Origin of the sequence: Amnibacterium sp. (genome assembly GCF_051956055.1) — a bacterium.
GTDB lineage: Bacteria > Actinomycetota > Actinomycetes > Actinomycetales > Microbacteriaceae > Amnibacterium.
The window spans coordinates 20,766-32,925 of record NZ_JBQCGC010000036.1; the positions used below are offsets into that span (position 1 = coordinate 20,766).

15 protein-coding genes and 1 riboswitch are annotated in these 12,160 nt (G+C 73.3%); of the genes, 8 read left to right on the forward strand and 7 right to left on the reverse strand.

The features are described 5' to 3' along the window. Nucleotides 1-18 precede the first annotated feature (18 nt). A complete protein-coding gene (locus ACTHLI_RS05320; RefSeq protein WP_440182020.1) occupies nucleotides 19-600 on the reverse strand; it encodes a TetR/AcrR family transcriptional regulator in 582 nt (193 codons plus the stop codon). A 108-nt stretch (nucleotides 601-708) separates the two neighbouring features. Between ACTHLI_RS05320 and ACTHLI_RS05325 the strand changes: the two genes are divergently transcribed. Continuing rightward, nucleotides 709-954, forward strand: a complete 246-nt coding sequence (locus ACTHLI_RS05325; RefSeq protein WP_440182021.1) for a hypothetical protein — start codon at nucleotides 709-711, stop codon at nucleotides 952-954. A 60-nt stretch (nucleotides 955-1,014) separates the two neighbouring features. Here the strand turns inward: ACTHLI_RS05325 and ACTHLI_RS05330 are convergent, their stop codons facing one another. Further along, nucleotides 1,015-2,292, reverse strand: coding sequence for a mechanosensitive ion channel family protein (locus ACTHLI_RS05330; protein ID WP_440182023.1), 1,278 nt, complete (start codon nucleotides 2,290-2,292; stop codon nucleotides 1,015-1,017). 46 nt (nucleotides 2,293-2,338) lie between these two features. Next, nucleotides 2,339-3,073: a gamma-glutamyl-gamma-aminobutyrate hydrolase family protein gene (locus tag ACTHLI_RS05335; RefSeq protein WP_440182024.1), complete on the reverse strand. Its 735-nt coding sequence runs from the start codon at nucleotides 3,071-3,073 to the stop codon at nucleotides 2,339-2,341. 107 nt (nucleotides 3,074-3,180) lie between these two features. On the opposite strand from ACTHLI_RS05335, the gene ACTHLI_RS05340 reads away from it, so the two are divergent. The 3 genes from ACTHLI_RS05340 to ACTHLI_RS05350 all read left to right on the forward strand — a co-directional run bounded on the left by ACTHLI_RS05340 (nucleotide 3,181) and on the right by ACTHLI_RS05350 (nucleotide 5,893). Beyond that, on the forward strand, nucleotides 3,181-4,968 hold the full coding sequence (locus ACTHLI_RS05340; RefSeq protein ID WP_440182025.1) for a glycoside hydrolase family 15 protein: 1,788 nt from the start codon (nucleotides 3,181-3,183) through the stop codon (nucleotides 4,966-4,968). 113 nt (nucleotides 4,969-5,081) lie between these two features. Next, nucleotides 5,082-5,537, forward strand: coding sequence for an SRPBCC family protein (locus tag ACTHLI_RS05345; RefSeq protein ID WP_440182026.1), 456 nt, complete (start codon nucleotides 5,082-5,084; stop codon nucleotides 5,535-5,537). A 131-nt stretch (nucleotides 5,538-5,668) separates the two neighbouring features. Continuing rightward, entirely contained in the window at nucleotides 5,669-5,893 is a 225-nt protein-coding gene (locus ACTHLI_RS05350) for a hypothetical protein (RefSeq protein WP_440182027.1), read from the forward strand. A gap of 3 nt (nucleotides 5,894-5,896) precedes the next feature. On the opposite strand, the gene ACTHLI_RS05355 is transcribed toward ACTHLI_RS05350, so the two are convergent. Then, nucleotides 5,897-7,552 (reverse strand): amidase, encoded by a 1,656-nt coding sequence (locus tag ACTHLI_RS05355; protein ID WP_440182029.1) that lies wholly within the window; start codon nucleotides 7,550-7,552, stop codon nucleotides 5,897-5,899. A gap of 27 nt (nucleotides 7,553-7,579) precedes the next feature. After that, nucleotides 7,580-7,655: riboswitch (Fluoride riboswitch) on the forward strand. A 21-nt stretch (nucleotides 7,656-7,676) separates the two neighbouring features. Between ACTHLI_RS05355 and ACTHLI_RS05360 the strand changes: the two genes are divergently transcribed. After that, a complete protein-coding gene (locus ACTHLI_RS05360) occupies nucleotides 7,677-8,090 on the forward strand; it encodes a fluoride efflux transporter FluC (protein WP_440182030.1) in 414 nt (137 codons plus the stop codon). Next, a complete protein-coding gene (locus ACTHLI_RS05365) occupies nucleotides 8,087-8,458 on the forward strand; it encodes a fluoride efflux transporter FluC (RefSeq protein ID WP_440182032.1) in 372 nt (123 codons plus the stop codon). Before ACTHLI_RS05360 ends, ACTHLI_RS05365 begins: the two co-directional genes overlap by 4 nt. A 117-nt stretch (nucleotides 8,459-8,575) precedes the next feature. Here the strand turns inward: ACTHLI_RS05365 and sufU are convergent, their stop codons facing one another. Together sufU and ACTHLI_RS05375 are read right to left on the reverse strand one after the other, a co-directional pair. Next, nucleotides 8,576-9,010, reverse strand: a complete 435-nt coding sequence (sufU, locus tag ACTHLI_RS05370) for a Fe-S cluster assembly sulfur transfer protein SufU (RefSeq protein WP_440182034.1) — start codon at nucleotides 9,008-9,010, stop codon at nucleotides 8,576-8,578. Further along, nucleotides 9,007-10,311, reverse strand: coding sequence for an aminotransferase class V-fold PLP-dependent enzyme (locus ACTHLI_RS05375; RefSeq protein WP_440182036.1), 1,305 nt, complete (start codon nucleotides 10,309-10,311; stop codon nucleotides 9,007-9,009). The genes sufU and ACTHLI_RS05375 overlap by 4 nt, the downstream gene beginning before the upstream one ends. A 171-nt stretch (nucleotides 10,312-10,482) precedes the next feature. Here ACTHLI_RS05375 and ACTHLI_RS05380 point away from each other — a divergent pair, with 171 nt between their 5' ends. Continuing rightward, nucleotides 10,483-10,725 (forward strand): DUF3263 domain-containing protein, encoded by a 243-nt coding sequence (locus ACTHLI_RS05380; RefSeq protein WP_440182037.1) that lies wholly within the window; start codon nucleotides 10,483-10,485, stop codon nucleotides 10,723-10,725. On the opposite strand, the gene ACTHLI_RS05385 is transcribed toward ACTHLI_RS05380, so the two are convergent. Continuing rightward, nucleotides 10,726-11,283, reverse strand: coding sequence for a TetR/AcrR family transcriptional regulator (locus ACTHLI_RS05385; RefSeq protein WP_440182039.1), 558 nt, complete (start codon nucleotides 11,281-11,283; stop codon nucleotides 10,726-10,728). It abuts the gene before it with no gap. A gap of 46 nt (nucleotides 11,284-11,329) precedes the next feature. Here ACTHLI_RS05385 and ACTHLI_RS05390 point away from each other — a divergent pair, with 46 nt between their 5' ends. After that, on the forward strand, nucleotides 11,330-12,052 hold the full coding sequence (locus ACTHLI_RS05390) for an MBL fold metallo-hydrolase (RefSeq protein WP_440182040.1): 723 nt from the start codon (nucleotides 11,330-11,332) through the stop codon (nucleotides 12,050-12,052). The last annotated feature ends 108 nt before the right edge of the window (nucleotides 12,053-12,160 follow it).

The following is a 12,160-nucleotide window of genomic DNA, read 5'->3' on the forward strand; positions in this document are numbered from 1 at the left end:
TCGCGCGGTGGGATGGGGTCAGGCGGGCTGAGCGGCGGAGGGGCCGAGGACGAACTCGCCGAGGACGTCGATGAGCTCGGCGCGCACCTCCTCGTCGGGCACGTGGTTCAACGACCACCGGTCGGCGGCGACGAGCATGAACGCGGCCCCGGAGAGCGCCACGCCGAAGCGCAGCATGCTCCGGTCGGCGGAGCCGTCGGGCTTCAGCCGCTCGGCCAGGTCGCGCACGAGCGCGTCCGCCTCGTCCACCACGGCGTGGCCGTGGAGCGCCTGCCCGTGGTTGAAGATGACCGCGATCGCGAGCCGGTGCTCGTACAGGTAGTCGACGAAGCGGACGAGGAACGCGCGCCGGCTCGCGTCGTCGGCGAGCGCCACCATCTCCTCGACGAGGACCGCGAGGTCCTCGACGGCCGGCCGGAGGGCGGCGTCGAGCAGCGCCTCCTTGCTGGCGAAGTGGTAGAGCACGCTCGACTTGGACAGGCCCGCATCGGCGGCGATGCGCTGCAGGGAGGCGCCGTCGAACCCGACCGCGGCGAACTGCTTCAGCGCCGACTGCAGCAGCGGGGCCGAGCCGCCGAGATCCCGGGTCCTGTCCTGCACGATCGGTCAGCGTACTGCACGATCGGTCAGGAGCGATGCGCCCTTTCCGGGCGGCATCAGCGGAAACACAGTGGACGCCGATGTCGGGCCCAATAAGCTCCCGGGTCCATGGGCACCCTGCGCAAGTACCTCCTCAACGGCGCGATCATCTCCTCCGTCTTCTCGGGCATCTCGGCGCTGCGCCAGGGCAGGAGGAACCCCACGGACTGGCGCACCTACCTCACCTGGATCGCCTGGGCCCTCACGCTGGTCGTCGCGATCGGCACGGTGCGCAAGGAGTCGCTCGACCCGGACGCGCAGCGCGTGGCCCCCGGCCCGAAGCTGAAGAACGCGAAGAAGAAGTCCAAGAAGTGATCCGGTGACCAGCCGGCTCCCGTCGCGCTGAGCGTCGGAGGACGACGTCTCCCGTCCGCCTCAGGGGCGGGAGGGGGTGTGGGTCGCCACCGGGCCGGTGAAATCCTTGCCGCGGGCGTCCGCCTCCGCCGAGCCGCCGAAGAGCTCGCGGTCGTCGCGCTGCTCCCCGTCGTGCCCGGTGCGCCGGGCGGGCGGGGCCTCCGGCTCCGTCATCAGCACCCGGGTCCGCGGGAGCGCCGCGGGCTGGTGCTCGTGCAGCCAGGCGATCATCTCCTCCCGCACGAAGCAGCGCAGGTCGAAGAGGGTCGGGGCGTCGACCGCGGTGACGAGGATCCGCACGTGCACCATGCCGCCGATCGCGTCGGTCACCTGCAGCACGGCGACCCGGCCGTCCCAGAGCTTCGTGCGGGCGAGGATCCGGTGCATCTCCTCGCGCATCGCGACGGGCTCGACCCGCCAGTCGAGGTCGAACTCGACCGCCTGCATGAGCTGGCTGGAGGTGCGGGTCCAGTTCTCGAACGGCGTGGTCGTGAAGTACGTGGAGGGCAGCACGAGGCGCCGGTCGTCCCACACGTGGAGCACGACGTAGGTGAGCGTGATCTCCTCGATGCGGCCCCACTCCCCGTTGGCGATCACGACGTCGTCGACCCGGATCGCGCCCGAGAAGGCGAGCTGCATGCCGGCGATCACGTTGCCGAGCGTGGACTGCGCGGCGAGGCCGGCGATGATCGAGACCACGCCGGCGGAGGCGAGCAGCGACGCCCCAGCGGCCCGCGCCGCCGGGAAGACCAGCAGGCTCGACGCGAGCGCGATGATGACGATGACCGCGACCGCGACCCGCCGGATGACGAGCACCTGGGTGCGGATCCGGCGGGCGACCCGGTTGTCCGCCACGTCCGTGCGGTAGCGCGCGAGGGTGAGATCGACGACGAGCGAGACCACGGTCGCGACGAACCAGGCGGCGAGCGCGATGACCAGGATGTTCAGGGTCCGGTCGACCGGCGTCTTGTAGCCGATGACGGCCGGGCCGCTGCCGACGAACGCGCTCGTCGCCGCGATCCAGACGGCGATCGCGAGCAGCAGCCACCGGAACGGCCATCGGAGGCGCTCGACCGCCCGGTCCGGCCACCCCCTCCGCCGTCCGACGACGCGGAAGACGGCGCCGAGGATCCCGGCGGCGATCACCGCGATGACCGCTCCGATGAGGACGAACGCGGCGAGGCGCGTCCAGAACGGGCCGACGATGTCCGCCCAGATGCCGGCGAGCTGCACGGTGGCTCCTTTCCCCGGGAGGCGCGTCGCTCCCCCGTCGATGAGCGCGTCGTTGCGGCCGCCCATCGTGCCGCATAGGGCTTGGACGGCGCTCCTTGGCCGCCCGAGGGCGTCAGGAGGCCGCGCGGGCGAGCGCGGCGAAGAGCCGGCGGTCGGCCTCGTCCTGCTCGGGGTGCCACTGCACGCCCACGACGAACGGGCACGAGGGCAGCTCCACCGCCTCGATCACGCCGCCGGCCGAGCGCGCAGCGACCTCGAGCCCGTCGGCGAGCCGGTCGATCGCCTGGTGGTGGTGGCACGGGACGGTGAGACGGTCCCCGACCGGGCCGAGCACGTCGCGCACGAGTGTGCCGCCGACGATGCGGACGTCCGTCGGGCTGAACCCGCCCGGCACGCCGCCGTGGTGCTCATCCGAGACGTCCGGCAGGTGCTGCACGAGCGACCCGCCGAGCGCGACGTTCAGCACCTGCACGCCGCGGCAGATCGCGAGCACGGGCATCCGCCGCGCCACGGCGCCGAGGAGCAGCGCGAGCTCCCAGTCGTCGCGGTCGCGCTGCGGCGCATCGGTCCGCGGGTCGGCGGCCTCGCCGTAGCGGGCCGGCTCGACGTCGGCGCCGCCGGACACGACGAGGCCGTCGATCGCGTCGAGCACCCGGTCGACGTCCGCGGCCCCGAAGGCCTGCGGCGGCAGCACGACGGGCATGCCGCCGCCCTCGGCGACCGCGAGCAGGTACGTCTCGGGCACCAGGCCGTACCGCACGTCCCACTGCCCCTGCACCGCGCGCTCCAGGGACCCGGTCACCCCGATCAGCGGCCGCGCCGCACCCCGATCACCGTTCGCCGTCATGACATCCTCCCCCGGCCGATGGGCCGACCGCCGCCCAGTATGCCGACGGCGGCACCCGGATGCCGGGAGAAGGAAAAGTGCAGGCGGAGGCGGCCAGGATCGGTGTCATGCCCCTACCGATCGAGGACTACGCGATGATCAGCGACTGCCACTCGGCGGCGCTCGTCGGCAGGGACGGCAGCATCGACTGGCTCTGCTTCCCGCGGTACGACTCGCCGAGCATGTTCGGCGCGCTGCTGGGCGACGAGACGCACGGCCGCTGGCTGCTCGCGCCGGAGGCGCAGGACGCCGCCGCCACGCGCTCCTACATCGAGAACACGTTCATGCTCGTCACCCGCTGGAGCACCGCGGACGGCGAGGTCGAGGTCACCGACTTCATGCCGCACGGGAACCGGAGCGCGGACATCATCCGGCGGGTGACGGGCGTGCGAGGGCGCGTCGAGATGCGGCAGGACCTGCGGATCCGGTTCGACTACGCGAGGGCCGTGCCGTGGGTCCACCAGCTCCAGGGCGAGCCGGGGCACGGCATCGTCGCGACGGCGGGGCCGGACGCGGTCGTGGTGCGGGGGCCGCGCCTCCACGCGCACGGCGAGTCGCACACGGGCACGTTCACGGTGACCGAGGGCGAGACCGTCGACGTCGTGCTCACCTGGTACCCGTCGTACCGCGAGCCCCCGGAGCCGATCGACGTGGACGGGCTCATGCACTCGTCGAAGGCCTGGTGGGACGGGTGGACGAGCGGCATCTCCCATCAGGGCCGCTATCACGAGCTCGTCCTCAGGTCCCTCATCGTGCTGCGCGCGCTCACCCACGAGGACACGGGCGGCATCGCGGCGGCCGCGACCACGAGCCTCCCCGAGCGGTTCGGCGGCGAGCGCAACTGGGACTACCGGTACACCTGGCTGCGCGACGCCTCCCTGACCCTCTCCGTGCTCATCAACCACGGCTACCAGGAGGAGGCGCAGGCCTGGGGACGCTGGCTGGTCCGCGCCGTCGCGGGCGACCCGGCGGACGTGCAGATCATGTACGGGCTCGCAGGCGAGCGGGACCTGGCGGAGCGGGAGCTGACGAGCCTGCCCGGATACGAGGGCTCCTCCCCCGTCCGCATCGGCAACGGCGCGGTGACCCAGTTCCAGGCCGACGTGATCGGCGAGGTGATGGTGGCGCTGCAGGAGGCGCGCGAGCGGGGCGTGCCCGAGGTGCGGCACGCCTGGCCGGTGCAGCGGGCGCTGATGCAGTTCACCGAGCAGAACTGGCAGCGCAAGGACAGCGGGATCTGGGAGATGCGCGGCGCCGAGCAGTACTTCACGCACTCCCGCGTGATGGTCTGGGCCGCGTTCGACCGCGCGATCAAGGCGCACGAGCGCTTCGGGCTGGACGGCCCGGTCGCGCGCTGGCAGGAGCTGCGGAGCCGCATCGAGCAGGAGATCGAGGAGCACGGGTTCGACAAGGAGCGGAACACCTACGTGCAGACCTACGGGTCGAAGGAGGTGGACGCCTCCCTGCTGATCCTGGCCCAGGTCGGGTACGTGAAGGCGACCGATCCGCGGATGCTCGGCACGGTCGCGGCGATCGAGCAGGACCTGATGCCGGACGGCCTGGTGATGCGGTACCGGACGCAGCACGCGGACGACGGGCTCACGCCCGGCGAGTACCCGTTCCTCGCGTGCAGCTTCTGGCTCGTCGAGCAGTACGCCGTGAGCGGCAGGCACGACGACGCCGTCGCCCTCATGGACCGGCTGTGCGGCTTCGCGAACGACGTCGGGCTGCTGTCGGAGGAGTACGACGTGCAGGGGGGCAGGCAGGCGGGGAACACCCCGCAGGCGCTGTCGCACCTCGCGCTCGTCCGTGCGGCCGACGCCATCCAGGCCGGCCGGGAGATGCGGCACCGCTGACCCCACTCCGCCGGAACGCCCACAGTGGACTTGGATCGGACGTACAGCGCGCTCCTTCACGACGTCCAGGCGGCGTCCGTACGGTCGTGGGGTTGCCACGAGAGGAGCACCACATGGCGCAGGTCATCGAGACCATCGACGTCGACGTCCCGGTCGACACCGCGTACAACCAGTGGACGCAGTTCGAGTCCTTCCCCGAGTTCCTGAGCTTCGTCGAGTCGATCCGGCAGGTCGACGACACGCACCACCACTGGAAGGTCAAGGTCGGTGGGGTCGAGCGCGAGTTCGATGCGGTGATCACCGAGCAGCACCCGGACGAGCGCGTCGCGTGGAAGAGCACGGACGGCACCACGAACGCGGGCGTCGTGACCTTCCACAAGCTCTCCGACACGTCGTCGCGGGTCACGGTCCAGATCGACTGGGCGCCGGAGGGCGCCGTCGAGAAGGCCGGGCAGGTGCTCGGGTTCGACGACCGCAGCGTGAAGAAGGACCTCGAGCACTTCAAGGAGTTCATCGAGCGCAGCGGTTCGGAGACGGGCGCCTGGCGCGGCGAGGTCCCGCGGGACTGACCGCAGCACCGTGCACGAGCGGGGGATCCGGTACGCCGGGTCCCCTGCTCCGTGTTCCGGGAGCCCGGTTCGCGAACACGCCGACCCGGGTTCACCCCCCGTTCCCGGGGCATCCGTACCGTCGTGTCGACATGAAGGCGACGCGGAGGACCCCGGAGAGCGAGCTGCGACAGGCCCTCGCGGCCTTCGAGCAGTCGGTGCTGGTCGCTCCCGACCAGCCGGCTCCGGCCCTGCCCGCGTTCGTCGGGCTCGTGCGCGCGGTGGGCGGCCTCGCCCGGTTCGCGGTCGACCTCGCGCTCGACGACGACCGCACCGACCCGATCCACCTCCAGCCGCGGGTCCTCAGGGCGGGCTGACGATCAGAGCGGCGGGGTGCGCGGCGGAGCGTGGCGCTCGCTGACGCCCGCCGACTCCATCGCGGCCGCGATCGCCAGCAGCCGCGCGTCGTCCCACGCCCGGCCCGCGATGGTCAGCCCGATGGGCATGCCGATGTCCGCCATCAGCCCCATCGGCACCGTGACCGTCGGGATGCCGAGGTGCCGGATCACGAGGTTGCCGTTGGCGACCCAGGTGCCGTCGCGCCACGCGAGGTCGGCCGAGGCCGGGTCCACGTCGGCGTCCGCTGGCCCCACGTCGGCGACCGCCGGGAAGACGACCGCGTCGAGGTCCAGCGCGTCGAGCTCCGGATCGAGCCAGGCCGCGCGGGCCCGCTCCAGCCCGCGGACCCCCTCCGGGATCGACGGGATCCCGAGCAGGTCCGGCACCCCCTGCTTCGCGCGCTCCACGTACTCGGCGAGGTCGAGGTCCGCGTCGCCGTACCGGTCCGGCAGGGCGCCCTCCGGCCGCGGGAAGATCCGCGGGCCGTCCACGTCGGCCAGCCGGTGCAGCGCGGGGTCGCCGTTCGCGGCGAGGAACAGGTCCCAGCTCCAGATCGAGAGGTCCCAGAGCTCGCGCTCCAGGTAGTCCGCGGGCACGAACCCGTGGTCGACGAGCCCTGCCTGACCGCCGCGGACGCCCTGCTCGTACCGGGTCACGGCGGACAGCTCGATCGGGACGACCGTCGCACCGTGCGCCTCCAGCCGCTCGCGGGTGATCCGCCAGCGCTCGAGCACCGATGGGCGGGTGGGGATGCCCGGATCCGCCCCGACGTACCGGCGCGGCACGCCGAGCCGGAGGCCGCCGAGGCCGACGGCGCCCGCGAGCTCCCGGTAGGAGGGTGGCCGCAGCGCCGCGACCGGCGGGATCGCCACCCACGGCTGCATGCGCCAGAAGTCACCGACCGGCTCCTCGTCCGGCACGACGATCACGTCGAGCACCTCGAGGAGATCCGCGACCGAGCGGGTGTGCGGCACGACGACGTCCATGGTCGGCACGAGCGGCCAGTTGCCCCGGACGGAGATCACCCCGCGCGAGGGCGTGTACGCGACGAGCCCGTTGTTCGATGCGGGCGCGCGGCCCGACGACCACGTCTCCTCCCCCAGGCCGAACACCGCGAAGCTCGCCGCGGTCGCGGTGCCGGAGCCGTTCGACGAGCCGGAGGCGAACGCCGCGGTGAGCCACTCGGCGCGGTACGGGCTCTCCGCGCGCCCGTAGAGGCCCCGCTGCATGCCGCCGTTCGCCATCGGCGGCATGTTCGTCAGCCCCAGGCAGATCGCGCCGCCGGCCCGCAGCCGATCGATCGTGAACGCGTCGCGCTGCGCGACGAGCCCCGCGAAGGCCGGCGACCCCGCGGCCACCGTCAGCCCGCGGACCGCGTAGCTGTCCTTCGCGGTGTACGGCACGCCGTCGAGCGGACCGAGCGTCGCGCCCGCCGAACGCCGTTCGTCGCTCGCACGGGCCTCGGCGAGCGCGTCGGGGTTCGGCACCACCACGGCGTTCAGCCGGATGCCGCCCCGGTCGTACGCCTCGATGCGCGCCAGGGACGCGGTGACGAGCTCGACGCTGGTCGTCCGGCCGGTCTCGAGCGCAGTGCGGACCCGGGCGATGGTGGCCTCGACGACGTCGAACCGTGGCATCCGACGATCCTGCCAGCCGCCCGATAGCCTGATCGAGGCGATGGAGCTCGCCTCGGCGGATGGACGCCGGAACCGCGGAGATGCTGATGGCCCCTGCCGTCCCTCGACGACATCCGGAGCCCGCATGACCGAATCCCGACCGCGCCCCGTCCACCTCCGGCCCGCCATGGTCGTCGTCGTCGGTCTCGGCGGCGCCGTCGGGACCGCGGCCCGGGAGGGCGTGTCGGTGGCGATCCCGGCCGTCGGCGGCCTGCCGATCGCGATCGTCGTCGTGAACGTGGTCGGCGCGTTCGTGCTCGGGCTGCTGCTCGAGCGGCTCGTGCGCGGCGGCCCCGACGCGGGCGGCAGGCGCCTCGTCCGGCTGGGCGCGGGCACGGGCTTCTGCGGCGGCTTCACCACGTACAGCACGCTCGCGATCGGGACCGCGCTGCTGCTGCAGGGCGGCCACGCCGGGATCGGCATCGCGTACGCGGTCGGCTCGGTGCTCCTCGGTGCGGTCGCGTCCTGGGCCGGCATCGCGATCGGGGCGCGCCGGTGAGCCCGCTGCTCCTGCTCCCGCTCGCCGTCGCCGGCGGGGCCGGCGCCATCGTCCGCTTCGTCGTGGACGGTCTGCTCCGCGACCGCATCGGCGCGCGCCTGCCCTGGGGCACCGCGATCATCAACGTCTCGGGCTCGTTCCTGCTCGGCCTCCTCACCGGGCTCGCTGCGCACGGGCTGCCCGCGGCCGCGCTGCTCGTCCTCGGCACGGGGCTGCTCGGCGGGTACACCACGTTCAGCACCGCGAGCGTGGAGACGGTCCGGCTCATCGGGCAGCGCCGGTACGCGGCCTCCCTGGCCTACGGCCTCGGCGTCCTGATCCTGTCCGTCGCCGCAGGCGCGCTCGGCCTCGCCCTCGGTTCGTTTTGAAGGGGATCCTGCACGCCGGACCGCGCAGAATCCCCTTCGAAATGCACTCCGTGTTCTGTTCATTTTGAAGGGGTTTCTGCGCGGCTTCGCCAGGCAGAAACCCCTTCGAAATGCACGTCAGCGGCGGCGGAGGGCGTCCTCCGCGGCCACCCATGCGAGCATCGCGCACTTCACGCGCGCGGTGTAGCGGGAGACCCCGCCCAGCACGACCGCGTCGCCGAGCAGGTCCTCGTCCGGCTCGATCCGCCCCTTGGACCGCATCGCGGTCCGGAACGCGTCGATCCGGAGCTCGAGCTCCTCGGGCGTGAGCCCGGGCGCCAGGTCCGCGAGGATCGAGGCCGACGACTGCGAGATCGCGCAGCCGTCGCCCTCCCACCGGATGCGGTCGATGCGCTCACCGTCGAGGTGGAGCTGCAGGGTGATCTCGTCCCCGCACGTCGGGTTGACCTGATGGGAGGAGGCGGCGGCCCCGTCCTCCAGCCCCTTCCCGTGCGGGTGCCTGGCGAGGTCGAGGATGACCTCCTGGTACAGGCCGCCGAGCGCGCCGCTCACGACCGCACCCCGAAGAACGCGACGGCGTTGCGGACGCCCTCGAGCAGCGCGTCGACCTCGTCGCGCGTCGTGTGCACGGCCGCGCTGGCCCGGGTGGAGGCGGTGATCCCCAGCCGGCGGTGGAGGGGCTGGGCGCAGTGGTGCCCGACCCGGACCTCGATGCCGCGGTCGTCGAGGAACTGGCCGACGTCGTGCGCGTGCACGCCCTCGACGACGAAGGCCGCGAGCCCGATGCGCGGCGCGCCCGGCGCCGGTCCGAGGAGCCGCACCCCGTCGGTCGCCGCGAGTCCGGCGGCCAGCCGGGCGCCGAGCTCCGCCTCGTGGGCGGCGACCCGAGGCATGCCGACCCTCTCCAGGTAGCGCACCGCCTCGCCGAGGCCGATGGCCTGGGAGACGGGCTGCGTGCCGGCTTCGAACCGCTGCGGGGCGGGCAGGTACTCCGCGTGCTCCATGGTCACCGTGGTGATCATGGAACCGCCCGTGAGGAAGGGCGGCAGGGCGTCCAGCACCGCGCGGCGTCCGTACAGGACGCCGATCCCCGTCGGACCGAGCATCTTGTGGCCGGAGAACGCCGCGAGGTCCACGCCCAGCGCCGCCACGTCGACCGGCAGGTGCGGAACGGACTGGCAGGCGTCCAGCACGGTGACGGCCCCGACCGCCCGCGCGAGGGCCACGAGCTCCTCGACCGGGTTCACCGCTCCGAGCACGTTGGACACGTGGCTGAACGCCAGCACCCGGGTCGCGGGGCCGATGATCCTGGCCGCCTCGTCCATCCGCAGCGCGCCCGCGTCGTCGACGGGGATCCACCTGAGCGTCGCACCGGTGCGGGCCGCGAGCTCCTGCCAGGGGATGAGGTTCGCGTGGTGCTCGAGCTCGGTGACGACGATCTCGTCGCCCTGCCGGAGCCGGAAGCGGTCGGCCTCGCTGCCGCCACGCCCGGCCGAGGCGTTGCCGATCGCATAGGCGACGGTGTTCAGCGCCGCGGTCGCGCTCGAGGTCCAGACGATCTCGTCCTCGGCCGCGCCGATGAACGCGGCGACGGTCGCCCGCGCGTCCTCGAACCGGTCGGTCGCCTCCGACCCGAGCAGGTGCGCACCCCGGTGCACAGCCGCGTTCGCGTGCTCCAGGTACCGCAGCTCGGCGTCGAGGACCGCACGCGGCTTCTGGCTCGTGGCGCCGGAGTCGAGGTAGACGAGCCCCGGCTCGGCGAGGATCGGGAACTCGGAGCGGATCGCCGCGACCTCGTCGTCGGTCAGGGCTCCGGCGTGGACCGCCGGTCGCACGCCCTCCGTCACGCTCATCCCTCCAGGGTAGGGATGCGCCGGGCGCCCGCTGCGCGGATCCGGCGCACCGGCCGAACCGGCGGGGACGGGCGCCGCGCCCGGTCGGGGTCGCGACATCCCCTGTCAGCCCGGGAAGGGAGGACGAGTGCGTCCCGAACCGATGTCGGAGGGGTCGAACACACTTTCGGCATGCTGACCCACGCGGACATCCGGCTGCTCGAGTTCGAGGACACCCACCCTCGCCGCACCGGCCTCAAGAACGACGCGATCCTCCACCGGCTGGGCATGAGCCCGGCCCGCTACTACCAGCGCCTCGACCAGCTGGCACGCCAGCAGGCGGTGATGGACCGCTACCCCCGACTCGCGGACCGCATCGGCCGTCAGGCGGAGCGCCGTCATCAGGAGCGGGCACAGCTGCGCCGCTGGCTGTGATCAGCCGCCGATCGCCGCGACGATCCGCGCGAGACCCCACCGCCATGCCTCGTCGATGTCGCCGCCCATCTGCAGCGCGTCCGCGAGCTCCATGGTGATGAACCCGTTCGCCCACGCGACGACGAGCCGGGCGGCGTCGAGCGCATGCGCCTCGCCGGCGAGCTCGCCGGTCGCGGCGAGGAGGAAGCGGAGACTCGCGCGCATGGCCTCCGGCGTCGGTCGCGGCTGGCCGGGCGCGGCCCCCATCACCAGCGCGTAGGCGTGAGGCCTGGCGCGGGCGAACCGGCGCATGGCGTCCACCTGCGCGACGATCGAGGCCCGGGCGTCGCCGTCGACCCGGACCGCCGCGAGCCCGTCCGTCACCTCGTCGACGGCGGCGTGCACGACCGCCGCGAGCAGGTCCGAGCGGTGACGCACGTGCTTGTAGAGGGACGGGGACCGCACGCCGACGCGGTCGGCGACCGCCTGCATGGTCACGGCGTCGGCGCCGCCCTCGTCGAGCAGCATCGACGCGGCCTCGACGATCTGCTCCCGTCCGGTCCTCGCCGGTGCCGGCATCAGCCCCTCCTTGCGATCGGGTTCATGGCTAATTATCTTAGCCATCATGGAACTCTCCCCCGGTCTCCACCGGTTCGGCAACGACCTCGTCGCCGCGCACCTGGTCGTCACGGACGACGGCATCACCCTCATCGACGCAGGACTGCCCGGTCACTACCGGGATCTGCGGCGTGAGCTCACCGCGATGGGCAGGGCGCTCACCGACCTCCGCGGGATCGTGCTCACGCACGGCGACACCGACCACGTCGGCTTCGCCGAACGCGTCAGGAAGGAGCTCGGCATCCCCGTGTTCATCGGTGCGGAGGACGCGGACCGGGCCATGGGCGCGAAGCCGCCCGCCACCCCGAAGGACGCGAAGCGGATCGGCCCGATGCTCGGCTTCCTCGCATACGCGGCGACGAAGGGCGGATTCCGCGTCCCGCCCCTCACGGCGGTGGAGCGGGTCGCCGACGGCGACGTGCTCCCGCTGCCGGGCGCCCCCCGCGTGATCGGCATGCCCGGGCACTCGCCCGGCAGCATCGCGGTCCACGTGCCGGCGATCCGCGCGGTGTTCGTGGGCGACGAGCTGACGACGCGGCATGTCCTGACGGGCCGCACGGGCCCGCAGCCGGCGCCGTTCACGGACGACCAGGCCGCCTCGTCCGCATCGCTCGACGCGCTCAGCGGCCTCGACGTGGACTGGGTGATCCCCGGCCACGGGGCCCCGTGGCCCGGCCGCGTGGACGACCTCATCGCCGCCTACCGCGCCGCGGAGTCGCGAGGCCGATGAAGCGCCGAAGGGCGCCCCGCCCGGCGGGCGGGCGCCCCCCGGCGGGGCCGGGGAAGCGGCGCCCGGTCACGGCCAACGGGAAGACCTAGGCGGCCGGCCGGGGGCCGA

Excerpts from the sequence above, each read along its gene's own strand:
- ACTHLI_RS05325 (WP_440182021.1), top strand. The coding sequence starts at position 709 with ATGGGCACCCTGCGCAAGTACCTCCTCAACGGCGCGATCATCTCCTCC.
- ACTHLI_RS05330 (WP_440182023.1), bottom strand. The coding sequence starts at position 2,292 with ATGGGCGGCCGCAACGACGCGCTCATCGACGGGGGAGCGACGCGCCTC.
- ACTHLI_RS05335 (WP_440182024.1), bottom strand. The coding sequence starts at position 3,073 with ATGACGGCGAACGGTGATCGGGGTGCGGCGCGGCCGCTGATCGGGGTG.
- ACTHLI_RS05340 (WP_440182025.1), top strand. The coding sequence starts at position 3,181 with ATGCCCCTACCGATCGAGGACTACGCGATGATCAGCGACTGCCACTCG.
- ACTHLI_RS05345 (WP_440182026.1), top strand. The coding sequence starts at position 5,082 with ATGGCGCAGGTCATCGAGACCATCGACGTCGACGTCCCGGTCGACACC.
- ACTHLI_RS05350 (WP_440182027.1), top strand. The coding sequence starts at position 5,669 with ATGAAGGCGACGCGGAGGACCCCGGAGAGCGAGCTGCGACAGGCCCTC.
- ACTHLI_RS05355 (WP_440182029.1), bottom strand. The coding sequence starts at position 7,552 with ATGCCACGGTTCGACGTCGTCGAGGCCACCATCGCCCGGGTCCGCACT.
- ACTHLI_RS05360 (WP_440182030.1), top strand. The coding sequence starts at position 7,677 with ATGACCGAATCCCGACCGCGCCCCGTCCACCTCCGGCCCGCCATGGTC.
- ACTHLI_RS05375 (WP_440182036.1), bottom strand. The coding sequence starts at position 10,311 with ATGAGCGTGACGGAGGGCGTGCGACCGGCGGTCCACGCCGGAGCCCTG.
- ACTHLI_RS05380 (WP_440182037.1), top strand. The coding sequence starts at position 10,483 with ATGCTGACCCACGCGGACATCCGGCTGCTCGAGTTCGAGGACACCCAC.
- ACTHLI_RS05385 (WP_440182039.1), bottom strand. The coding sequence starts at position 11,283 with ATGCCGGCACCGGCGAGGACCGGACGGGAGCAGATCGTCGAGGCCGCG.
- ACTHLI_RS05390 (WP_440182040.1), top strand. The coding sequence starts at position 11,330 with ATGGAACTCTCCCCCGGTCTCCACCGGTTCGGCAACGACCTCGTCGCC.